Below are 20,416 nucleotides of genomic sequence, written 5' to 3' on the forward strand. Positions count from 1 at the left end.
GGTGAACTTTTTTGAGAGAAATGAGCGACTGGACGTGTTTAAGGATATGCCGGAAGCCGAATCAATAATCTTCCGGCAGCGTTTTATCAATTGAAATCAACTTTCCTTTTTCCATTGTGATGTACCCGCCCTCTTTGAGATCCGCGAGTACCCGAAAGACATGCGTCCGGGAGAGCTTCGTGCGGCGCATAATAAAATTCGCCAGCCCTTCCTTTTCGTTCTCAAACGTTCGCGTTCGGTAGAGATAACGATGCAGCATCGGTTTGATGGTTTGATAACTGGTTAGCTGCTTTCTTTCCGCAAGCAATTCCAGTGAAAATATCGTCATGAAAACCAGTATTTTCGACAGCACATTCATGTGTTCTGGGCTTTGATAAAAGAGCGCAGTAAATGCCTCACACGGTATCTTCACAGCGGTCACAGGTGTCATGCATTTATATTCAAAATTCAAAAGTGGACAATACTCCTCCATCAACCCAATAGGCATATACTCAATCGTATTACCCACGGTCAGCTCGTTCTCTTTATGAGAAATAGCCACTGAACCATTAATAACAATATAAATAAAACCGGGCAGGATTTTGATATAGTCTACAGGCGCAAGGGTGAAAACATCACCGCCAATGCAAATATCATCTATATAGCGCCCCAACTCCAGCGATTGATAATAATGGTGGATATTCTCAAAATTGGCTTTCATGCCGCACCCTAACACACTTTAAACTTATTCCGCAGTATAGCATCTGAAAACTGCAATGTCTTTTTACATTTACTCTGCATCATCATCGAATATTAAACAAGCAGTACCATTTGGGACTATTCAAATAATATAAGGCGCATAAAATACCTTCAATAAACCCCCAATCAATCCGGCGATCGGCAAGTACAGATTTCTTAGTATTTTCAGTGTTGTACGTTGCGCTTTGCCATTTTAGAACTACAGCTTAAAGCAAATCATTGTGCTGCGATGTTGGTGCTGACGCAAAGTCACGCGAATACCCAGTAAAACTGAACACGCTAAATCCGACCAGGAGGTTGAAAGAATGAGATTGAACATGATTGCCAGGAGTCTGGCTATCGCGGGATTACTGACGACATTGTCAGTGACTGCGGCAACCCAGGCCCCGACCAACGATGCCACTGCGGCAACCAAACAGGCAAACGAAGCGCTTTACAGCAAGCTGCCTTTTTCCGATAACACCGATTTTACCAATGCGCATAAGGGCTTTATTGCTCCACTGCCGCAGGAAGTCATTAAAGGTGAGAAAGGCAATACTGTTTGGGATCCTCAGAAATATGCCTTTATTAAAGAAGGCGAAAAAGCGCCAGACACTGTAAACCCAAGCCTGTGGCGTCAGTCCCAGCTGATCAATATCGGCGGCCTGTTTGAAGTCACCGACGGTGTTTATCAGATTCGTAATCTCGACCTTTCGAATATGACGATCATTGAAGGTAAGACCGGGATTACCGTTATCGACCCACTGGTTTCTGCCGAAACAGCTAAAGTCGGTCTGGATCTGTACTACAAAAATCGTGGCAAAAAGCCTGTCGTGGCGGTTATTTTCACCCACAGCCACGTTGACCACTATGGCGGCGTTCGCGGTGTCGTTGACCAGGCTGATGTTAAATCCGGCAAAGTTAAAATCTATGCTCCGCAAGGCTTTATGGGCGCTGCTGTAGATGAAAACATCATGGCGGGTAATGCCATGAGTCGTCGTGCAAGCTACATGTACGGCAACCTGCTGCCAGCTGATGCCAAAGGCCAGGTAGGTGCGGGTCTCGGCACCACAACCTCCGCAGGTACAGTTACTTTGCTGGCACCGACGGATTACATCACCCATACAGGCCAGGAAGAAGTCATCGATGGTCTGACCTACGACTTTATGATGGCTCCAGGCTCTGAAGCCCCTTCAGAGATGCTGTGGTACGTCAAAGAGAAGAAGATGATCGAAGCTGCAGAGGATGTCACTCACACCCTGCATAACACGTATTCTCTGCGTGGCGCTAAAATTCGTGATCCGCTGGCATGGTCTAAATACATCAACGCTGCAATCGATCGTTGGGGTAGCGATGCCGAAATCATTATCGCTCAGCACCATTGGCCAACCTGGGGCAAAGATAACGTTGTCAACCTGATGAAAGGTCAGCGCGATATGTATCGTTATATCAATGACCAGACGCTGCGTATGGCAAACGAAGGTCTTACCCGTGACGAAATCGCCGCCAACTTTAAACTGCCAGAAACGCTCGAGAAGACCTGGGCCAGCCGCGGATATTACGGTTCGGTCAGTCACGATGTGAAAGCAACCTATGTGTTCTATCTCGGCTGGTTCGATGGCAACCCGGCAACCCTGGATGAGCTGCCACCAGCAGAAGCGGCGAAGAAATACGTCGAGTACATGGGCGGCGCGGATAACATCCTGCAAAAAGCCAAAGCTGACTACGACCAAGGTCATTACCGTTGGGTAGCTCAGGTTGTGAGTAAAGTCGTGTTTGCCGATCCGACGAACAAAGCGGCGCTCAATCTGGAAGCCGATGCCCTTGAGCAGATGGGTTATCAGGCCGAATCTGGCCCATGGCGTAACTTCTACCTGTCGGGTGCCAAAGAGCTGCGTAACGGTGTCGTCAAAGCTGCAACGCCAAACACCGCGAGCCCGGATACCGTCCGTGCCATGACACCGGAAATGTTCTTCGATTATATGGCAGTTCATATTAACGGAGAAAAAGCGGCGAATGCGCATGTAACGCTTAACGTCGACTTCGGTGACCAGGGCGGTAAATACAAGCTTGAGCTGGAAAACGGTGTGCTTAACCACACGCCGAACGCTCAGGCCGATAAAGCCGATGCCACCATTACGCTTTCCCGCGATACGCTGGACCGTATTGTGCTGAAGGAAGAGACGATACAACAGGCTAAAGACAAAGGTGACATGAAAATCACCGGCGACGCCAACAAGCTTACTGAGTTACTGAGCTATATGGACAAGTTCGAATTCTGGTTTAATATCGTTACGCCATAAATTGAACTGAAATAATTAAGGGAGCCACTGGCTTAATGTTTGTCAGTTAAGCTTTTGAAGGAGGCCGCAACGGATAACGTTGTGGCCTCTTTTTTACGGCTCTCGGGTAATGTCTCACTCTTCGCCCTGGCAGCACGAAGCTTGAGGCCATGCTCAGTATCTCCGCCATCACTTTTGGCAGCTTTCCCGGCGTCACTCCCGACAGTAAACGCAGGTGACTGCATAGATACAACGCCGACTGTTTAAAGCCCATCTGATAAGGCTCCACGCCCCACACCTCCTACCGTACCCGTTCCGTTTTTTTGCTCCGCAGCGTCAGTTCATTATTCAGCAGATGCTGCTTCATCTCCCTGAAAACCGATAACCGATAACCGATAACCGATAACCGAAAAAAATACAGGCTGATGGTTGCAATACCGGATTTTTCCTGGATGAGTTGGAGCTAAACAGGTATGCCAACAGTATTAGCCGGATAAGTTATATTAGTTCCTTAAACAAAACAGCACTCTAAGGTGCTGTTTTGAGGTTTTGTTGCTAACGAATGCTTTATACTGCAACTTTTACGTAGAACCACAATCGCTTATAACACTTCACTATTTAATATTTTTTCATTGTAAAGCTTATTTCGTAATTTTTTTGCACCATGCTCATTTAAATGATGCCCATCGTAAAAATCCGAATAATAAAAATCTCGATCAATTGAATAATCACGCACATGAAAGAATTCAGACTTTAGCTCACTCAAAAAATCATACACTCTATTCTTCATGGATTCACTTATGTTTTCGACATAAGACTCCGGCAATGGTGGGATTATAAAATAAACTTTTTTACATAAGCGATCAGCATTTTTCTTTAGTTTATTTATTAATTCACAATTCAATTCAAATGAATTTTCATACTTTATATATTTATTATGTAAGGAAACCACCTGAGCACCTAATAATTTATCATCGCATTTTGGTTCTCTCACAGGATAGTATATCCCCTCTTGCAACCTGGATAAAATATCATGCTCATCAGTTAATTCACCCTCACTCCCGGAATCATTGCAATACAAATAACGCGAGCCAACAATCAAATCAACTGACGCTGCCAAATCATGGGATACCGGTGAACACCTTAACCTTAATTCAGGATGTACACTTTTAGCATTACTGAAGGCCATCACAGCCTTGTAAGCATAAACATAAACTTGCGCATTCCCTTTTTTTATTTCTTTAAAAAAGTCATACACACCAAAACAAAAAATAGTGTTATTCATTGATTGAATTTTATTTTTTTCGCTATAAAACATCATTGCGCTAGTAATATCCAATCCTGGTAATGAAAAGCTTAGAGAGTTTACAGAATTTACATCCGTTAGTGTATGATATGAATAGGATGAACCCAGGATCACTTGATCATGCATTCCTTCCATGAGTCGTTTATATTGATATTGAAGAAAAACCGTCCAATCGTCATATATTTTGCATTTATACGCCTGTGGTTTTTCATAATAAAAATGTGCAAAGGGCCTACACAAACCTTTATTTAATAAAGCCTTACTCCCATGAAAATCATAGGCCAGGATCGAAAATCGACTATTCGAGACACTCTCATTAAGAATCTCAAGATCAATCAAATGATCGGAGTTATAAAATGATATATTATAATTGGCGTGCTTAATTCGCGCTGTAAAATCCACATATGCGCTTTCTTTTCCGATAAAAAAAACATCCTTCGGATTTATATCCATTATGTATTCATAAAAATCACATGCAGATGTATAAAAAACACCCACTGCTGGAGAAGAAAATTCCTCGCACAGGACGAATAAAGAATCAATAAACGCTATGGTTGTATCACTATCAGGTAAGTGCTCGATATTGTTTATTAAAAGTTCTTTTAACTCAAGGGCACTAGTCAGTTTTCGATCACTATTTAGTGCTAAAAATAAATACCTTAGATTTAGCATGAATCTTACATTTCCATTCATGTGTGCTCCAACAAAAAATTAATACTTACCTCGTTAAAGCGACCATAAACAAAAAATCTTTAACTAATATACAAATAAAACACAGTCAAAGTGTTAACTGTCATTTTTTTGAACATATCCATTTCAATTTATTGCACTTTCTGGATTCATTTGATGACCGCATCGCAAAATCTTTTGAATCATAGAAAGTAACCGCCGCTAATTTGTGTGAGCAGTACACAGGATCTGGCGTATGGGATAGGGCTTTATATCGCAGCCCTCGGAATAACTTCTTGTAGATAGAGGGTTTTGATATAATTTTTATAACCATTCAAATGCTATTAATAAAAAAACGGGAGCCATCAGGCTCCCGTTTTTGTGTAACCGCTAAATGCGAATTACATATTGTCGATGATCGCGTCACCAAACTCTGAACATTTCAGCAGCTTAGCGCCTTCCATCAGACGTTCGAAGTCATAGGTCACGGTCTTGGCAGCGATTGCGCCTTCCATGCCTTTAACAATCAGGTCTGCGGCTTCAAACCATTCCATATGACGGAGCAGTAGTTTCAGGGAGAGATTTCAACACAATGAAAAAAAAGGATAAAATGATATTTTATTCAGATAAGCATGTAATATTGATAACCTTCTAAGTACCTGATCTCTGCGTACTCATTAGTGAGTTTTGATAACCATTATTTTGCTCTCTTCATTAGATTCTCATCAAAACGGTCACCATTCAACATTCGCACTATTGACGTTTACCTGCCTGCCGCAGTACGTTCTTGCATACGACGTACTGCGGCATTTCAACGCTCCCCCGCCGGAAACTTCTTGTACAACGTAGACACCCCGACATCATAAATCATTGCCACGCGCTGACGTGATTCACCAGAGGCGATCAATCTGCCAGCCTGCGCCCATTGCTCTTCAGAAAGTTTTGGCCGTCTGCCGCCGATTCGACCTTCTGCGCGCGCAGCTGCTAAACCAGCCCGGGTGCGTTCGACAATCAGCTCCCTTTCCATTTCTGCCAAAGCTCCCCCATCACAACGCAGGCATTCATCAGGATCGCCAACATATGCGGTGTTAATGATGTGTGTGGGAACAACGAAACTGGCACCTCATCCGTATCCGATTTTGCCGGTTTTCGCTCCCTTTTCTCGCTAGAATAGGTTAAAATATTTACTTAAACTCATTACAGCATCACGCTTCTTGATAAAAGATGGGCTGAATTTTGAAAAAAACAACATCAGATATACTACTAAGAAAAAATAATAACTTTGATTTATTGAGAATAATAGCTGCAACGGCTGTTATTGTTTATCATTCGTTTGCCATTAATCCATCATGGAATATAACTGATCCCACAAAGCTTTTATTAACGTATGTCACTACTGGTGGCCTTGCGGTGAAGGTATTCTTTTTTATTAGCGGACTATTAGTAACCAATAGCTTAATTAGGAATAGATCATTATTACATTTCATAATCTCAAGAGCATTTAGAATATTACCCGGTCTATATTTCGTAATCCTTTTACCATCTTTAGTTATTGGCCCATTGTTAACAAAACTACCTATTAGCGAATATTTTACCTCACCACTTCTAGCCGAATATATATCTCACAATCTCATAATTGATACTAGATACTTTCTTCCAGGAGTCGGATTTGACAATCCACATGGGTTTAATGGTTCCATATGGACAATAAGATACGAAGTTTATTGCTATCTAGTCCTTGCACTATTTTACGTCATTGGCGCATATAAATATAAGATTTTATCCAATATCATTTGCTTTGCCATATTATTTGAACCGATAAGTCCATTTAAAGGATTGTTATTCGCATCTTCTGATAACAATGCCATTTATCTGCTAGCGCCGTGCTTTGCATTAGGCTCTATCATTGCTATAAATCAGGAATCATATAAGCCATCGACCTGGCATGCACTTGCATTGATTGTCTTAAGTTTATTCTTCCGTAATCATGAAGCATTATTCGCGTTACTCATATGTTCCGCAGCATGTTTGTTTTCATTAAGGCTTTCGTCTTATCGTTGGTTTGTGGGGTTGAAAGTTAAAAATGACATTTCGTATGGTGTTTATTTATGGGGATTCCCATTACAGCAGATTTTATCAGGATATCACGGGCTGGGGCCAGTTATAGGAATATTAGCCCCGACTTTACTTACGTATTCCGTAGCATTACTATCATGGAAATACATCGAGAAACCAGCGATGCACCTCGGTAAGACATTATATATAAAACTCACCAAGCTTTCCGCTGATGATGAGGGTATTGGGTCAGAGCAATAGAATGCTAATTTCATTGATGCAGCCTTTTTAGGTGCTGCATCAATGAAGACATGCTTTTACTTAAAAATATTATTCGTGATACCCTGGATCAACGAATTCTCCATTTAAAAAAAACCACCCAATACTTGGAGTAGGAAGTTCGCCACTTTGAGATGGTACTTCCGCTAATACTTCACCTTCATTAAGTTTAAATTCATCTTTCCCATTCCAAATAATCGTATTGGTGACTAAGCCATCTGCTATTACAGCATAGATTTTATTCATTATGCATATTCCAAGATAACAACAAGACCTTGAGAGCCAGCAGCTCCGGGTTGAGCGGAACCAGCACTAGAACTAATCGCGCCACCTCCACCTGCACCATATCCTGACGCGGCATTTACTGTACCGATTACGGATGAACCGGATCCACCACTACCAAAACGGCCCGATCCCCCGCAACCTGACACCATGCCTGTATTATTATTGGATGAGAAAATAAACCCGCTCGCTCCAGACTCTCCTGAAAATGACACTATGTTAGCTCCGGTTACAGTGGATGTATTTGGAGTGGCACTTTCTCCTAACGATGGCGGAGTGAGAGAGGCTCCTGGTTTCCCTCCCGGACCTCCCTGACAAACTAATAAAGTACCAAATGACGTGTCGCCACCAGATCCACCTACCCCTGATGGGCCTGCTGCGCCTGCGCTACCTGCCGAACCTATTACAACACTTACCCCGGAGAATCCAGTGGTATATCTGGATTCTCCGTATGCTCCGGCCCCGCCTCCCTGCCCAACCGATGCATTTCCAGCAGCATTTGCCGCACATCCACCCCCACCGCCGCCGCCACCTACCGCATGAACCAGAACGGCGTTTGTTCCTGGGGTTGGCGTGTAAGTTCCTGACGTCGTAATTCTCTTAATGCCAACCAGGCGTCCTGAGCCGTCGCCCAAACCGAGGTTTGCGAGAGCTTCAGCAATAGCGGCTGCACCATCCGCTTTGATATCGGCAAATGGGTGCACACGGCTTAAAAGCAGCCCCTTCAGGGCAGTCAGTAGCTGGTTATGTTTTGCTTTATCTAGACTGGCCCCAGTAGCTTCAACTACCCCCGCCAGCTCTTCCTGCAACATGTCAAAATAATCATCATCCAGATCAGTCGCTGGGGTTCCTGTTTGTGGGTTACCACGGGTAAAACCGTTCTTCCCCGCGCCGAATTTGTCCTTCTGCGCAGTAGGTGTGTCAATACGATGCATAGAGTCTCCGGTTACGGATATTTGAATATTACATAGGTATGTGAAGGGCAAAGTTTATTGATAACGCACTCAGCAACCGTGTCGCCCCAGTAACGAATGGGGGTTTCACAGTTATCGGCGCAGGTCATCCAGGTGGCATCTGTTGAAGCAGGCATATTCACCTGCCAGTAATAACGCCATTCAGTTGAGTAGGTCGCATCAATACACGACGACGTGCATTTGAATGGGCCTTTGTTGTAACGGGTGATGGTCGCCCCAGGCTTGCCGAGCGCCTCCAGTTGGCGAAGATAGAAATCTTCGTTGATACCACCAGCAAGGTTGACCTTAGCGTCCAGCCGTTGCTGTCGCTGCCGTAAGGTCTGCGTCCCTGATGGAATACACTCATCTGGCAAACCGCTACAGCGCTCCCACCGATCAATCAGTTCTGTAGTGGTACGGGGGTCAATCTCAAGCATGAGATCATCACCGCGCTGATGTACCCGAAATAAAGAAGGTGCAGCCCCTTTAATAGCAACATCGTCAGGGGACCAGGCTGGCCCGGGTGGCAAAAGCGCACTAAGCAGCTGGACATAATCATCAGTCGTTACGCCCACGTGATTACCCCCAGTACTGCCAGTTCATTTTTGGCAATTGTCGTATCGGCTGTCGGTGACAGTAGCTTATGGCTGTGCTCACCCGCCGCAATTGAAATGGCTTCGTTCGTTCGCGACAGCTCAAGCACACCTTCCGGATATCCATCCCGAAGTAAAAATGAACGCAGCTCAGCTTCCACCGCTGCGCGTGTCTCTGGTGAATCAGGGTTGAGATCAATGGTGTAGTTGACTGTTTTTTCCGTGCCTTTGAACACATAGAGGTCGGAACCTGCAACAGGTGCCAGTGGTTCAATATGCGCCTGGGCTGCGGCGACGGTTGCATCATCCAAAATCGGATTGAGCAGATCGCTGCTGGCCACCATCACTCCAATCGTTCCAGTACCCATCCAGTGCCGGTAGGTCCAGGCACGCGTTACACCAGGTACTTCTTTTGCCCAGACAACGTAATCACCGTCACCGCCGCCGAGGGGCGTCCAGTAATAGCGTTCCAGTACACGAGCACGCCAGGTTTCAAGCTCCTCGATATCAAAGCCACCAGCGATAGTATCTGCCATGCCTCCTGATGGCAGCCCATTTACGGGCGTTACCAGTGAAAGGGCTTCGCCGTCATCCATGTTGCCGACCAGGCCAACAACACTGCAAAGGATCGGGATACGAAGCACACCGCCTGCGCTTGTCACGTCGGACTGTGCAGTGTATTGCACAAGGTCATCACGCTGAATAACTGCACCGGCACTTACCTTCAGACCGTTGGCAACACCATCCCAGCGCATAAACCCCGACGCGGCCACAGCATCTTTACGCGGGCAGCGCTTCATTCGTGCATGTCGATATAACCAGTCCTCATCACACAGGTCAGCCAACATATTTCGAGCCAGATAGTCGATGTAGCCGTAGACCGTATGCAGAGCCCCGGCGTAAACTTTTGCCCTCACATCTTCATCCAGTCGGCGGAGCTCATCGGTAATATCCAACATTGCGAAGAGATCAGTGCGTATCATGCTGATGTTTTCGGCCAGCGTAGGACGCTGAAATTCACTGTCCGCCATTTGTGATCAAGCTCCACAGGTCGTTAAAAGAAATTGTTACCGGACCATCCCGGCGCCACAGAACAATCTTGTTCCCCAGTTCATTGATACCCGTTCGCTGTACATCAATGTCGATACGCGTCACCACTCCGTCGTCCTGCATCCACTGGAGCGCATCACGAAGGTAATTACGTACGGTATTCACCAGGGCATTCGTCAGCTTGCTTCGCTGCAGTAACCAGAGCTTTGAACCATAGCGATCGTTCGCAACGACGGGCCAGGTATCTCCCCACCAACCCATTGGCACATCCGCGTTGTCATCAGGATCAGCACGCTTGTTGGTGAAGCAGGAGATCACCACCGCGCGGGTAAGAGGATCGAGCTGTGCGCTCGCGCTAACCTGTTTTCCGTTTACCGTAAGCCAGAGTTCCATCACGCCTCCATTTTCGTATCAGGCACATCAGTGGTGTTGCCGTTCTCGTTATGTTTGTGCCCGTTGTAGGCAACACGCATTGCTGCCATCGTCAGGCCTGTTGAGTCACAAAGATCCGTTATGTCTCCTGTCGATTCGATGGGCATTTCAAAGCGGGCTTTTGGGGCGTTTTTGAAGGTGATAATTTTCCCGCCGCCATCGACCACTATGCCGCTTCGCGTCAGTGTGACTGACTGGCCCTGGTCATCGTAGAAAGCAACTTCACCCGTTTTCAGTCCTTTCACACGGTACCGGCGGTCAGAAACGGAAATCACGACAGCGTGAGAGCGATCGCCATCAGGAAAGAGAACCACAGCTTCCGATCCGGCATTGGCGTTGGATGTAAATCCATAGGGCTCCAGGTGTTCGATGCCCGCCTTCTGCTGTCCTGCCAGTAATTCGAGATCAACCATCTGACACTTACTGGCCGTGTTGATACTCTTCACTACCGCCCGACCTATCAGCCCCAGTACCTGCCTTTGAAGGCTTTGTAATGCACCCATCAGAACGGGTCCTCCTTCACTTTGCGCTTTTTCCCCTTTGTCGCCTTTTGGTCTTCCGGTTCCGGAAGGTAGGCATCTGGAGGCCCGACACGTAATTCAGTCAGCGTGCCGTTATTGTCTTTTGTGAATGAAACTTCAGAGATGAGGAGTTCACGGTTGTTGAAGCCGCAAACCGGATCAAAAACTATGACGCGCTGATTTGGCTGCCACAGGGTTCCATCACCCTGCCTCCATCCCCAGACGACATACGTCGTTTCATCGGTACGCGCGGCCCGCTGCCTGGCTTCAAACTCTGCGCGTGCAATACAGCTTGCGCCGGTAGCCTGACCCGTTTGCTGAACGGCCATGGGACGATAACGCCCTATTGATGCATCGGTGGTTTTTGCCCGCAATGCCGTGGTAGTTGCAGCACCAAAGTCATTATCATTACCCGCTCGCTGGCCAGAAATCTGATACGTTGAAAATCGCTCTTTGATGCTTTTTTCAGTATCACAGGAGATGATATTTTTTCCCAACACTAACGCGGTGTGTGCCCGCGACGAGCCGATCCCCCCAATAACCAGGCGACCTCTCGGATCGTCATAGGCCAGCGCCTGCTGCTGACCTAACATCTTATTCAGTACTTCAATAACGGTTTCACCATGATCTGGCTGAACACCGGGAATAACAGATGATGGCGCGCCGGAATTCACCACCTCAATGCCAAAAGGTTTAGCCAATGCAGCAGCTACCTGTACCAGAGATTGACCGTTAAACTGTATAGGCTCAGCAGCACAGTCGATGAGATCAGCAGTAAGGCTGCGTCCGCTGATTCCGGTGCTGATTGACCGCGCATCGTAGCGTACAGGTGTGGCTTCCACCCAGCCGGTGATCACCAGGTCATCACTGATCAGAACCTCAACGCGGGCTCCATTTTTAACCCGTGGCTGAAGTGAACCCATACCATCACCGCCAGGCCATTCGCGGGTGATTTCGACACTAAAATCTCTGGCCAGCCTCTCGATGCCCGCACCAATGCGCACTGCCGTCCAGCCGCCCCACTCACGCCCATTAACCCGTAGAGTCACGTCATCGTTCATCGCACCGGAACCCTCAGAGGTGAAACAGGCACAAAGCCAGGATGAGCGACCGCATTGCGCCCGACAATGTCAGACTCGCGGGCAGCGTTATCAAACCAGGTTGCGGCCAGAACCAGCGCCGGAAGAACCTCATCCGGTGTGCGTTCAACCGTTTTTTCTGTCTGTGACAGGCGAGCTTTAATGTCACTGTTGAGATCGGACTTCACGCGTCTCAACGCCAGAAACAGGCGGTCATCTGTGGCTCTGGCCATTTCTTTATCAATCGCGATGTTGAGTGTGTCGCGGATATCCACCAGCTCATCCCAGGTTGGGACATCAACAGAAGCCGTTTCTTCAGGGGCATTGGTCAGCGCCGGATGGCTTACAGAAGGCCACCCGGTTGCCTGCTGTGACGACTGTTCACGGCTGACAGTGGTTGCTGCAGGAAGCGTTGTGACGGCATAAGCCGCTTCACTTAACGCCGTGGTACGGACTGCGCTGGAGACATAGTTGCTTTGCTGTTTCTGGTGTTGTGTCGTTTTGCTGTCAGTTTTCCAGACGCCACGAGGAGCAAGATCGCTACCCAGTGAGATGCCTGAAAAGTGCTTAATCATGGTGTACAGATCACTTGCATTACCAGATAGCCGATTACCCGATCGCCACATTGACTGCAGCTGATCAACGAAGCCTTTCCCCGACGATGGAGGTGGGAGCAAGACCGAAACATCCCCCTGCAGTAATCGCGCTGCTGAAGAAATACCAGAGTCCACCAGCGCCATTTTGTTAGAGACAAATCCCAGCATCCCGCTTGCATCGTCAACCACACCGTTCTGGACAAAGTCAGGCATGCCTTCCATACCAAATTTGTCAAAGTTATCGCTGATGCAGTCATCTAATGCAGAGCAGGAAGATACCAGCGTATTGGCTGTTGCTGCGCCTGCCGTTGGGTATTCAAGTTCGCCGGCCTCAACGAATAGCAGATCGAGTCGAACCATTCGACCTTCACTGCTCGTGGTGCTGACGTTTATCTCGCCATTAACACAAACATTTAACTCGCCATATGTCGGGTGAATCAGCGTCCCAGGACCAGGCTTGTTCAGTGCCTCAATCAGTCTGTCGCGCTGATCAAAGCAATCATCGCCAATGACATAAGCAGTAATATTCGGGCGGAACGTTACCTTGCCCAGATCTTCGGTGTAGGATTTATCTCGGTTAGGGTATTCGTGTGTTTCAACCCTACGGCCAACAGGTGCAGATTCGTCATCAACCTTAAATGGCACACCGCGGAACGACGCGGGTTGAAGTCTGTCTTTCCACGCCATATAGCCACCTTGATTTTCAAGTTTTAAACGTATTTTTCTAGGACGTTAGCGTTGTGATGCTTTAAATTAATGCGGTGAGACTTTCACACTGCATTTACAGCAAAACTATTAACCAACAGGTGATAACATGAAGAAACTAATTAAATGGATTTTTTATATCTTTATCGGCTTTATGGTTCTGGGGTATTTCGCAAGTAAAAACGATAAATCAACAACCAGCACATCTTCATCGACGGCGGAAACACAAGAATCCGCACCTCAGCAAGAAGTGTTCAGCACCACCGCGCGTCAACTATTTAAAGCATATGATGAAAATGAAGTAGCAACTGACGAGAATATGAAAGGGAAGATCGTCGCAGTTAAAGGGGTTGTTGAGTCAATCGACAAAGACTTCACGGATTCAATCATTATTGGTTTCCAAACGGACAATCAATTTATGCCAGCACGGATGGAAATGAAGGACTCGGAAAAACCCACAGCTATCGCGCTCAAAAAAGGCCAGCAAGTTACTGTGATTTGCGAAAGAATGTCACGAGTAATGGGTTCACCTTCTGGTCGAGATTGTGTATTCGCCAAATAATGATTAGGGAGGTTTAACCTCCCATTCCCGTTCTCCCTATTCGGGTATATCCAACATCGTGGTTTACATCGATACCTGACGCACGTGTATCAGTAACCTTCATGCCTGGTGGGGCATTCTCAAACTGAACGGTGACAGTGCCCTGTGGTTGAGAAGCCGCATCCTGTTTAATCTGATAAGGGTTATAGCCAGAGCTTGCTACTCCGGTACCATAAGCACCGTACCCGCCAGCCCCCCATTGAGCTGCATTCGCAGCTGCAACCGTATCGCTCGCACCATCAGAAAACCATTCAATTATGGGTTTCAACTTTTCCCACATATCCTGGAACCACTTCACAATTGGTCCCCAGTTGTTGATGACCATGCCTAAAGGTGACCATCCGAAGACTGTTTTTATCAACTCCCAGCCTGTCTCGAAATAGGGTCCAACAGTATCCCAAAGCTTTTTGAAATAAGGCCCAATGATATCCCAGTTTGAAATGATCAGACCAGCGGCCAGCGCAATGCCTGTCAGGATCATACCTAGAGGAGTCATTGAGGCAATCCTGCTGGCAATCGTCATGGCCTGTCCGACCCCCATAATCCCCAGCTTCAGTGTTGCCAGACCTGCAACCAAGCCCACAACACTGCGAATAACCCTCGGATTTTGGTCAGCAAAAGTCGTAAATTTCTCACCTAAATCACCAAGCCAGGCCGTCAGGTTTTTGGTGTCGCCGGAGAATGCACTTCCTATGGCAGCCAGGCCATTGGTTGCAGTACCTGTCATGGCTTCCCACAGGTTAGCAAGTGTGCCGAGTTGAGCTTCAACGCGTTTATTAAGACTGGCCTGTCGGTTCATTTTCTGCTGAACCTGGTCATAACCATCTTTGCCCTTGTCTATCAGGGCGTTCACTACCTGAAGTGTTTCCGCATCATCACCAAACAGAGCTTTTAACACCCCGGTTCGTTTTACATCAGTTAACTTCCTGAGCTTAGCCAGTTGCGAGAACATTTTATCAATGCCGCCGAAGCTGCCTTTCCCATCAGTAAAATCAAGGTTTACCCCGAGTTTTTGGCGTTCAAGCACCTTATTCACGCCGTTGACTTTCTTAACATCGAGGCCTGACTGAATCACTTTTCGAAGGGCGTTACCAGCTGACTCTCCCTGCATACCCATCTGATCCATCATGACACTGATAGGCGCCAGACCCTGTGCAGCTTTCAGCCCATCCTTGTTCACCATTTTCAGGACTGAGCTCGTCTTGGTGAAGAACGACAACATATTGGTATCGTCCACCCCCAGATAAAATGCCTTCTGGATCGTATCGAACAACCCCATCATGTCATCTGAAGCGGTGCCAGTAGCATCCTGCATTTTCGCAGCAAATTCAGCTGCTGCTTCAGGTGTCTTTTTCAGCTGAACAGCAAGATAAGCAGTTGCTTTACCCACCCCTCCCAGGATGTTTTCTGCTGGAATACCCTGACGAATCAACATCTGCATCATGTTCTGAAAGTCAGCAGTGGTGCCAGGCAGTTGATTACCGAGACCGACGGCGAGTTTGTTGATTTTTTCAAAGCTATTGCCGACCTCTCCATTGGCCTGCATCATAGCCACTTTAAGACCAGTTGCCGCATTTTCCTGATCTGCGTAGGCTTTAAGCGAGACTGTCAGCCCTGCAGCCAGTCCACCAGCAAGGGCAAGCCCTCCCTTTGATGCCTCTTCTGCCTGCCGTTTAAAGCCACGAATGTTTTTCTGCATTCGCGAAAGCGCAGGAGAGAGTTTATCCACGCCGGTGATTAGTGCTTTTAATTCAAACTCAGCCATTACGACGCTTCTCCTGCTCTATTCTGTTTGCCTGGCTAACCAGTAAAGGGATCTCACTGATAGGCATATTCAGCAGTTCAAAAGGGTTAATGCGCCAGTAGCTGGCGCAGTCGAAATAGCGATCAGTGAGGTAATCCGCTGTCAGCCCTGCAGGAAAAAACCGGCAATTAACCAGCCTGCAGAATTCAGATCGCCGGGAGACATCTGATCAACAGTGCTTAGAGGCACATTAGCCAGCCTGACAATGTATTTCGCAATGATGTGCGCCTGGAGTTTGATCGACTCATCCTGGTTCATCTGATAGGGATAACCCAGTTCACGAACGTCTTTACCCGTCGGCTCATTGAACTCCAGAACACTGAGTGTTTCGCCATGCGCTGTAACCGGGTGGCCCAGTTCAAGTTCTTTCATTACTGGTAATCTCCTTCTTCACCGTGGAACTCAAGATCGACTGTGCCTTCTTCCGGGTTATGGTTAGCTTCACCGTGTAACCAGGCGCTGGAAAGGACGTAAACCTGGCCGTTTGCCAGCTCAGATGTAATTGTCATTTCTGTTGAATCGACAATTTTGCTAACCGGGAAATCTTTCGGTACTTTCGCAGTCAATTTCGTATAAGGAGCGCGGTGTGTTTCCTTAAAGTCCACGCTACCGTCAAGGCCCAGAACATCATCCCGGACCTTCGTATTCATCGGAACTTCAATCCCACCAGTGGCCGAGATTTGAAGCCCGTCGAGCTTGATGTAACAAGTACCCGCAATCTTACCCATTACGCGATCTCCTCTTGATACTGCAGGCGGAACTGGTTAAGCAGCGCGAACACACGCAGCTGGTTAACGTAGTCAGGTGGGTACAGAACGTTGATGCGAGTCGGGTTATTAGCATCACGTTCAACGATCAGGTATTTCTTGAACAAATCGTAGTTTTCAACGATGCCTTCACGCTCCATCTGACGATATGTTGCCAACAGCTCCCCTTTGATTACTGCAGGGGTAACGATCGCCTGGCCGGGGCCAAAGCGGGTGCCATCGTTGGCCAGTTTATGGCGGCCATACTTGCTGGTAATAACCGATTTCAGGCGGCGAAGCACATACGCGCTGGTATGTAGCGTTTCGCTGTCCAAGTAGCTGTTATCCGCTACACCGTAGGCGTTCTTTTTGTAGGTGGTGATATCGCGTTGAGTACGCAACACACCGCCTTCTGCATACGCTGTGGCGATACCGTGAGTCAGCAACGATTGCTGCTCAGTACGGATAAAACGTTTACCGGTCGGTGGCGGCAACATCCCCGTCAGCTCGCCCGTTTGCGTCGGGCGCGCCGGGTCAATTCGCAGGAACACCGCAGCACGGGCAGTTCGGCTGGCTGCCAGCTCGTCAGGACAGGCCTGCACCGTTTTTTCATAGCCTGCCAGCGTCACATGCGGGTCGTTGAACATCTCGCCTACGGTGATCAGATCACTCACCGCGGCAATTTTGGCCGTGTAAATGTGGCCATAAATCTGACGTAACCAGCTCCAGCGACCGCTGGAATCGTTCATTTCCAGCGTGAAGGTGTTCATGGACGCAGTGTCGTTGAACGGGTGGCCAATATAGTCGAACGGCTCATCGCCCATCGCCGAAATAGCACCTGTCAGTACCGGAGCGCCCGAGCCTGCAGTACCCGCTACGATAGCAATAAGTACCCCAGCAGGCAGAACTTCACCACCGCTGAAGCCGTAGTAATTCAGAGTGACCGGAATGTCATTTGCCCAGGTGCCTTTATGGCGGGAAGTGAGGGTGACAACGCCAGCAGCTGCAGCGGCGGTAAATGGCGTCTGCCCGTCAGCAGTAATTGCCGCAGCGATAGCCGAGGCAATGGCCGTGACATCATCTCCACTGGTTACGTTGGCCTGGATACGGCGGCGCCCAATGTACAGACTAACAACACCGGACTCAGTGGCCGCGCCAGTGACAGTCAGCGTAAACGTTGCGGCTGCGCCGGTATCAGGGACGGCGACAACCCAGAGTTCACCAAATGGGTCTGTCAGGCGGTATGCCTCAACCATGCGCGCCAGCTGACTACCCGCTCCGCACTGTTGAATTGCATAATCTTTTGACGGCATGAATACCAGTTGGTTTGTAGCAATACTGGCACCGGTATTAACGTGGCCAATCAGCAAGGATGGCGCGCTGGTCTGCGCGGTATTTGCTGCGCTGTTGTCCATTTCGGCGTAGAACAGCGGAACGCGCAGATCGGACGGGATGTTATTCATGGAGACTGTCATTTAGCGCTCGCCTTCTTATCCGTATCAGCGTCTTTCGATGGCTGAACAATTTCAATATCTCCGTCGATTTCCCGACGGTACCAGTACTGGCTTTCGTCAACGTTTCGCCCTTCTGCAGGCAAAAGGTCACCGCGGGCGGGGTCATGAACTGACCGCCCGTCTTTTGGTTTCACAAACATGTTTTTCCTCAGGTGGGGAGAGTGAATTCCGTGTGATGCTCGATGTTGCCGTCAGGCCCATTGCCTGGGTCAATAAAATCAACATCGATGGAGAGAGTTTTGAACTCATCCAGCTCGTTCAAATCGTCCTGCTGCCGGGTATCATCTTCAGTGATTTCAGACTCAACAACGAAGTCGAACTGATAACTCAGCTCGTGACGATTTACATCCAGCAGCGTGCCGCCGTCATAGGTGATGGGGTTTCCGCGCTCTTCCGGATTCCAGCCAAGCAGCGCTTTGAAAAGCGACTGACGAACCTCATCCACCACATCGAAGGATGCAAACTGCCCTCGCTCATCCCGACTGTTGCTGACAAACACGATGACGGAGAAACCTTCGCGTATTGTTTGCCAGTAATCCGTCAGGCTTTTCTGCTCACCCGGAGAGTCATCACCCGGCACAACATAAGCGGCGGGCAAGATCATCTTCCCAACGTCAGGGAGATCTTTAAACTGCGCAGCGCCGGCCACACGGTTCTGAAAAATCGCGCATCGGGCGCGAAGCGTAGCGATTATGGGCGTCAGTTTCATCAGCGCCGTTTCTCCGGTTTAAGTGAGAGGCGCAGCTCTCGCGCCAGATAATATCGGGTCCACGGACTGTTTTTCTTCAGCGTCTCGATCATGAAGTTGTTACGCGGTGCCATACGCCAGCCGCTACCGCCTGAAGCACCACGATGATGGCTGCGGCGACGTTTGGCACCACCGCGCACACCGTAAAACAGATACGCCGGGTAGAAGTCGCCGGTGATCAGCCTGTTGCCCTGCCCGTTGCGCTGGTTCGGCGCGATACGAGTCATAAAGCCGGGTCGGCTCTTGCTGGCTTTAGGCACCATATAACCGATGGACTTTGCCAGACGGCCGCTTTGATAGCCGGGGTTATCGCCTGGCTCGGAACGCCCGCGGCGCATCACCAGACGGCGGGCATCACGCATATGCCGCTGACCGATGTAGGTAAAGGCCCGCCGGACGCGCGCCCGATTGAACCGCATCTCTTTTGGCTGCTGAAAATCAACGTGAAAAAAGGGAGTTGCCATTACCGTTCCCTCCGATTGAGGCTGGTTCGGTGCCCAGCTCCGTGCACTCGAGAAGCAGAAAACGACGCTTACTGTTCAGGTCCCTGGCCCGCTTAACGCGGAGCACTAGATCGCCCTGCACTACCTCAAAATCGGAGGTGATGCCACTACGCCAGCGAATGGTGATGTAGTGCGTGATGACGTTGTCAGTCTGGGCCGTTTCCTGGTATGTCGTTGCACTGGTCTGAACTATCTTTGCCCAGACAGGGCATGAAACCGGGTATTCTGGCTCGGTACCGAAATCAGTTGCGGGGACATCAACCCGTTTCCGAAGTTGCACCCGCTTATCCAGTTCACCCGGATCTGGCAGCAGGTAAGTTGCGCTTGTTTGCGCCTGCCGCAGTTTCATTGCGGGTAAATCCGGTGCGGCCGCGCAAGCCAGGTAAATGCCATTGGCAACTCCACCATTTCTACTTCACTGACTGCTGAACGGTTCTCGTAGAAATGAGTGACCAGGAGTAACAGGGCCAGGCGGAGAGATGCGGGAATAATCATCCCGTCAGGGTCCGTGGGCGGTATCGTTGTACCTTCGACGTAGATATTTCGGTTCAGGTATTCTGACATTCGAGATTCAGCCGCTTTGCCTATCAATGCGAGGTACTGGTCCTCCTCACTGTAATCAGCTTCAAGACGCAACTGGCTCTTTATGTCTTCTAACGTGATAAGCATTGGCGTCACCCATAAAAAAACCCGCAGAGCGGGTTATTTTTTTGCATTTTTCTGCGGCTTCTCATCCACTACAGAACCAGACTCACTATCTGGATCGGATTCAGAGGGCGGAGGTGGATCGTCATCAGGATTTGGTGCCGGCGGAACATCCCCCTCACCATCAGATTTGGTTTCCCCCAGAATACCGATTTGCCCTGCAATCTCAATTGCACGAGCCGGGAGTTCTTCATGTTCACCAGCGTCAATAGTTTCGATACGGCAACCATCTGGCGACCACTTAAGCGGTTTTAAAAGGATGATCATTTCAACTCC

At 48.4% G+C, this 20,416-nt stretch carries 24 protein-coding genes and 2 pseudogenes; 3 read left to right on the top strand and 23 right to left on the bottom strand.

Annotated features, from left to right (window positions below; translation table 11 throughout):
- Positions 1–61 precede the first annotated feature (61 nt).
- The gene (locus MUU47_RS17830) at positions 62–700 is read right to left on the bottom strand and encodes a helix-turn-helix domain-containing protein (protein ID WP_258989493.1); all 639 of its coding nucleotides are present in this window, start codon (positions 698–700) and stop codon (positions 62–64) included.
- A gap of 343 nt (positions 701–1,043) precedes the next feature.
- Here MUU47_RS17830 and MUU47_RS17835 point away from each other — a divergent pair, with 343 nt between their 5' ends.
- Entirely contained in the window at positions 1,044–3,020 is a 1,977-nt protein-coding gene (locus tag MUU47_RS17835; protein ID WP_258989495.1) for an alkyl/aryl-sulfatase, read from the top strand.
- Between the two features lie 580 nt (positions 3,021–3,600).
- Here the strand turns inward: MUU47_RS17835 and MUU47_RS17840 are convergent.
- The 3 genes and pseudogenes from MUU47_RS17840 to MUU47_RS17850 all read right to left on the bottom strand — a co-directional run.
- Positions 3,601–4,998, bottom strand: a complete 1,398-nt coding sequence (locus MUU47_RS17840; RefSeq protein WP_258989497.1) for a hypothetical protein — start codon at positions 4,996–4,998, stop codon at positions 3,601–3,603.
- 377 nt (positions 4,999–5,375) lie between these two features.
- Positions 5,376–5,555: pseudogene (locus tag MUU47_RS17845) on the bottom strand (isocitrate/isopropylmalate family dehydrogenase); the annotation flags it as partial.
- A gap of 230 nt (positions 5,556–5,785) precedes the next feature.
- Positions 5,786–6,016: pseudogene (locus MUU47_RS17850) on the bottom strand (helix-turn-helix domain-containing protein); the annotation flags it as partial.
- A gap of 194 nt (positions 6,017–6,210) precedes the next feature.
- Between MUU47_RS17850 and MUU47_RS17855 the strand changes: the two are divergent.
- Positions 6,211–7,290 (top strand): acyltransferase family protein, encoded by a 1,080-nt coding sequence (locus tag MUU47_RS17855; RefSeq protein WP_258989498.1) that lies wholly within the window; start codon positions 6,211–6,213, stop codon positions 7,288–7,290.
- Positions 7,291–7,359: 69 nt separating this feature from the next.
- Here MUU47_RS17855 and MUU47_RS17860 read toward each other — a convergent pair whose 3' ends face one another.
- The 8 genes from MUU47_RS17860 to MUU47_RS17895 are packed head-to-tail and all read right to left on the bottom strand — an operon-like array spanning position 7,360 to position 13,501.
- Positions 7,360–7,554 carry a hypothetical protein gene (locus MUU47_RS17860; protein WP_258989499.1) on the bottom strand — a complete coding sequence of 65 codons (195 nt, stop codon included), beginning with the start codon at positions 7,552–7,554 and terminating at the stop codon, positions 7,360–7,362.
- Positions 7,554–8,525: a glycine-rich domain-containing protein gene (locus MUU47_RS17865; protein WP_258989500.1), complete on the bottom strand. Its 972-nt coding sequence runs from the start codon at positions 8,523–8,525 to the stop codon at positions 7,554–7,556. Before MUU47_RS17865 ends, MUU47_RS17860 begins: the two co-directional genes overlap by 1 nt.
- 11 nt (positions 8,526–8,536) lie before the next feature.
- The gene (locus tag MUU47_RS17870; protein ID WP_258989501.1) at positions 8,537–9,118 is read right to left on the bottom strand and encodes a YmfQ family protein; all 582 of its coding nucleotides are present in this window, start codon (positions 9,116–9,118) and stop codon (positions 8,537–8,539) included.
- Complete coding sequence (locus MUU47_RS17875) at positions 9,109–10,167, bottom strand: baseplate J/gp47 family protein (protein WP_258989502.1); 1,059 nt, start codon at positions 10,165–10,167, stop codon at positions 9,109–9,111. The genes MUU47_RS17870 and MUU47_RS17875 overlap by 10 nt, the downstream gene beginning before the upstream one ends.
- Positions 10,154–10,579, bottom strand: a complete 426-nt coding sequence (locus MUU47_RS17880) for a phage GP46 family protein (protein WP_258989503.1) — start codon at positions 10,577–10,579, stop codon at positions 10,154–10,156. The genes MUU47_RS17875 and MUU47_RS17880 overlap by 14 nt, the downstream gene beginning before the upstream one ends.
- Positions 10,579–11,121: a phage baseplate assembly protein V gene (locus MUU47_RS17885; protein WP_258989505.1), complete on the bottom strand. Its 543-nt coding sequence runs from the start codon at positions 11,119–11,121 to the stop codon at positions 10,579–10,581. Before MUU47_RS17885 ends, MUU47_RS17880 begins: the two co-directional genes overlap by 1 nt.
- Positions 11,121–12,200 (bottom strand): phage baseplate assembly protein, encoded by a 1,080-nt coding sequence (locus MUU47_RS17890; RefSeq protein ID WP_258989507.1) that lies wholly within the window; start codon positions 12,198–12,200, stop codon positions 11,121–11,123. Before MUU47_RS17890 ends, MUU47_RS17885 begins: the two co-directional genes overlap by 1 nt.
- Entirely contained in the window at positions 12,197–13,501 is a 1,305-nt protein-coding gene (locus MUU47_RS17895; protein WP_258989508.1) for a DNA circularization protein, read from the bottom strand. The genes MUU47_RS17890 and MUU47_RS17895 overlap by 4 nt, the downstream gene beginning before the upstream one ends.
- 127 nt (positions 13,502–13,628) lie before the next feature.
- On the opposite strand from MUU47_RS17895, the gene MUU47_RS17900 reads away from it, so the two are divergent.
- Positions 13,629–14,081: an OB-fold protein gene (locus MUU47_RS17900; protein ID WP_258989509.1), complete on the top strand. Its 453-nt coding sequence runs from the start codon at positions 13,629–13,631 to the stop codon at positions 14,079–14,081.
- Between the two features lie 13 nt (positions 14,082–14,094).
- Here MUU47_RS17900 and MUU47_RS17905 read toward each other — a convergent pair whose 3' ends face one another.
- Genes MUU47_RS17905 through MUU47_RS17950 form a run of 11 tightly spaced genes read right to left on the bottom strand, consistent with a single transcriptional unit; the run spans position 14,095 to position 20,407 of the window.
- Positions 14,095–15,885, bottom strand: a complete 1,791-nt coding sequence (locus MUU47_RS17905) for a phage tail tape measure protein (protein ID WP_258989511.1) — start codon at positions 15,883–15,885, stop codon at positions 14,095–14,097.
- A complete protein-coding gene (locus tag MUU47_RS23420; RefSeq protein WP_309578275.1) occupies positions 15,878–16,060 on the bottom strand; it encodes a hypothetical protein in 183 nt (60 codons plus the stop codon). Before MUU47_RS23420 ends, MUU47_RS17905 begins: the two co-directional genes overlap by 8 nt.
- Complete coding sequence (locus tag MUU47_RS17910) at positions 16,027–16,296, bottom strand: phage tail assembly protein (protein WP_258989512.1); 270 nt, start codon at positions 16,294–16,296, stop codon at positions 16,027–16,029. The genes MUU47_RS23420 and MUU47_RS17910 overlap by 34 nt, the downstream gene beginning before the upstream one ends.
- Positions 16,296–16,652, bottom strand: a complete 357-nt coding sequence (locus tag MUU47_RS17915; protein ID WP_258989513.1) for a phage tail tube protein — start codon at positions 16,650–16,652, stop codon at positions 16,296–16,298. Before MUU47_RS17915 ends, MUU47_RS17910 begins: the two co-directional genes overlap by 1 nt.
- A complete protein-coding gene (locus MUU47_RS17920) occupies positions 16,652–18,145 on the bottom strand; it encodes a phage tail sheath subtilisin-like domain-containing protein (protein ID WP_258989515.1) in 1,494 nt (497 codons plus the stop codon). The genes MUU47_RS17915 and MUU47_RS17920 overlap by 1 nt, the downstream gene beginning before the upstream one ends.
- A complete protein-coding gene (locus MUU47_RS17925; RefSeq protein WP_258989516.1) occupies positions 18,142–18,324 on the bottom strand; it encodes a DUF2635 domain-containing protein in 183 nt (60 codons plus the stop codon). The genes MUU47_RS17920 and MUU47_RS17925 overlap by 4 nt, the downstream gene beginning before the upstream one ends.
- Positions 18,325–18,332: 8 nt before the next feature.
- Entirely contained in the window at positions 18,333–18,893 is a 561-nt protein-coding gene (locus MUU47_RS17930) for a phage tail terminator protein (protein WP_258989517.1), read from the bottom strand.
- A complete protein-coding gene (locus MUU47_RS17935) occupies positions 18,893–19,396 on the bottom strand; it encodes a hypothetical protein (protein WP_258989518.1) in 504 nt (167 codons plus the stop codon). Before MUU47_RS17935 ends, MUU47_RS17930 begins: the two co-directional genes overlap by 1 nt.
- A complete protein-coding gene (locus MUU47_RS17940) occupies positions 19,371–19,784 on the bottom strand; it encodes a phage head closure protein (RefSeq protein WP_258989520.1) in 414 nt (137 codons plus the stop codon). Before MUU47_RS17940 ends, MUU47_RS17935 begins: the two co-directional genes overlap by 26 nt.
- The gene (locus tag MUU47_RS17945) at positions 19,781–20,104 is read right to left on the bottom strand and encodes a head-tail connector protein (protein WP_258989521.1); all 324 of its coding nucleotides are present in this window, start codon (positions 20,102–20,104) and stop codon (positions 19,781–19,783) included. The genes MUU47_RS17940 and MUU47_RS17945 overlap by 4 nt, the downstream gene beginning before the upstream one ends.
- A 33-nt stretch (positions 20,105–20,137) precedes the next feature.
- Positions 20,138–20,407 (bottom strand): hypothetical protein, encoded by a 270-nt coding sequence (locus MUU47_RS17950; RefSeq protein ID WP_374684760.1) that lies wholly within the window; start codon positions 20,405–20,407, stop codon positions 20,138–20,140.
- Positions 20,408–20,416 lie beyond the last annotated feature (9 nt).

Source organism: Scandinavium hiltneri (assembly GCF_024764835.1).
Lineage (GTDB): Bacteria > Pseudomonadota > Gammaproteobacteria > Enterobacterales > Enterobacteriaceae > Scandinavium > Scandinavium hiltneri.

Bases quoted from the DNA above. Each gene is read 5' to 3' on its own strand.
- MUU47_RS17915 (WP_258989513.1), bottom strand. From the start codon at position 16,652: ATGGGTAAGATTGCGGGTACTTGTTACATCAAGCTCGACGGGCTTCAA.
- MUU47_RS17835 (WP_258989495.1), top strand. From the start codon at position 1,044: ATGAGATTGAACATGATTGCCAGGAGTCTGGCTATCGCGGGATTACTG.
- MUU47_RS17945 (WP_258989521.1), bottom strand. From the start codon at position 20,104: ATGCTTATCACGTTAGAAGACATAAAGAGCCAGTTGCGTCTTGAAGCT.
- MUU47_RS17900 (WP_258989509.1), top strand. From the start codon at position 13,629: ATGAAGAAACTAATTAAATGGATTTTTTATATCTTTATCGGCTTTATG.
- MUU47_RS17895 (WP_258989508.1), bottom strand. From the start codon at position 13,501: ATGGCGTGGAAAGACAGACTTCAACCCGCGTCGTTCCGCGGTGTGCCA.
- MUU47_RS17940 (WP_258989520.1), bottom strand. From the start codon at position 19,784: ATGAAACTGCGGCAGGCGCAAACAAGCGCAACTTACCTGCTGCCAGAT.
- MUU47_RS17840 (WP_258989497.1), bottom strand. From the start codon at position 4,998: ATGAATGGAAATGTAAGATTCATGCTAAATCTAAGGTATTTATTTTTA.
- MUU47_RS17905 (WP_258989511.1), bottom strand. From the start codon at position 15,885: ATGGCTGAGTTTGAATTAAAAGCACTAATCACCGGCGTGGATAAACTC.
- MUU47_RS17885 (WP_258989505.1), bottom strand. From the start codon at position 11,121: ATGGGTGCATTACAAAGCCTTCAAAGGCAGGTACTGGGGCTGATAGGT.
- MUU47_RS17930 (WP_258989517.1), bottom strand. From the start codon at position 18,893: ATGAAACTGACGCCCATAATCGCTACGCTTCGCGCCCGATGCGCGATT.
- MUU47_RS17935 (WP_258989518.1), bottom strand. From the start codon at position 19,396: ATGGCAACTCCCTTTTTTCACGTTGATTTTCAGCAGCCAAAAGAGATG.
- MUU47_RS17865 (WP_258989500.1), bottom strand. From the start codon at position 8,525: ATGCATCGTATTGACACACCTACTGCGCAGAAGGACAAATTCGGCGCG.
- MUU47_RS17880 (WP_258989503.1), bottom strand. From the start codon at position 10,579: ATGGAACTCTGGCTTACGGTAAACGGAAAACAGGTTAGCGCGAGCGCA.
- MUU47_RS17950 (WP_374684760.1), bottom strand. From the start codon at position 20,407: ATGATCATCCTTTTAAAACCGCTTAAGTGGTCGCCAGATGGTTGCCGT.
- MUU47_RS17920 (WP_258989515.1), bottom strand. From the start codon at position 18,145: ATGACAGTCTCCATGAATAACATCCCGTCCGATCTGCGCGTTCCGCTG.
- MUU47_RS17860 (WP_258989499.1), bottom strand. From the start codon at position 7,554: ATGAATAAAATCTATGCTGTAATAGCAGATGGCTTAGTCACCAATACG.
- MUU47_RS17875 (WP_258989502.1), bottom strand. From the start codon at position 10,167: ATGGCGGACAGTGAATTTCAGCGTCCTACGCTGGCCGAAAACATCAGC.
- MUU47_RS17890 (WP_258989507.1), bottom strand. From the start codon at position 12,200: ATGAACGATGACGTGACTCTACGGGTTAATGGGCGTGAGTGGGGCGGC.
- MUU47_RS17925 (WP_258989516.1), bottom strand. From the start codon at position 18,324: ATGTTTGTGAAACCAAAAGACGGGCGGTCAGTTCATGACCCCGCCCGC.
- MUU47_RS17830 (WP_258989493.1), bottom strand. From the start codon at position 700: ATGAAAGCCAATTTTGAGAATATCCACCATTATTATCAATCGCTGGAG.
- MUU47_RS17910 (WP_258989512.1), bottom strand. From the start codon at position 16,296: ATGAAAGAACTTGAACTGGGCCACCCGGTTACAGCGCATGGCGAAACA.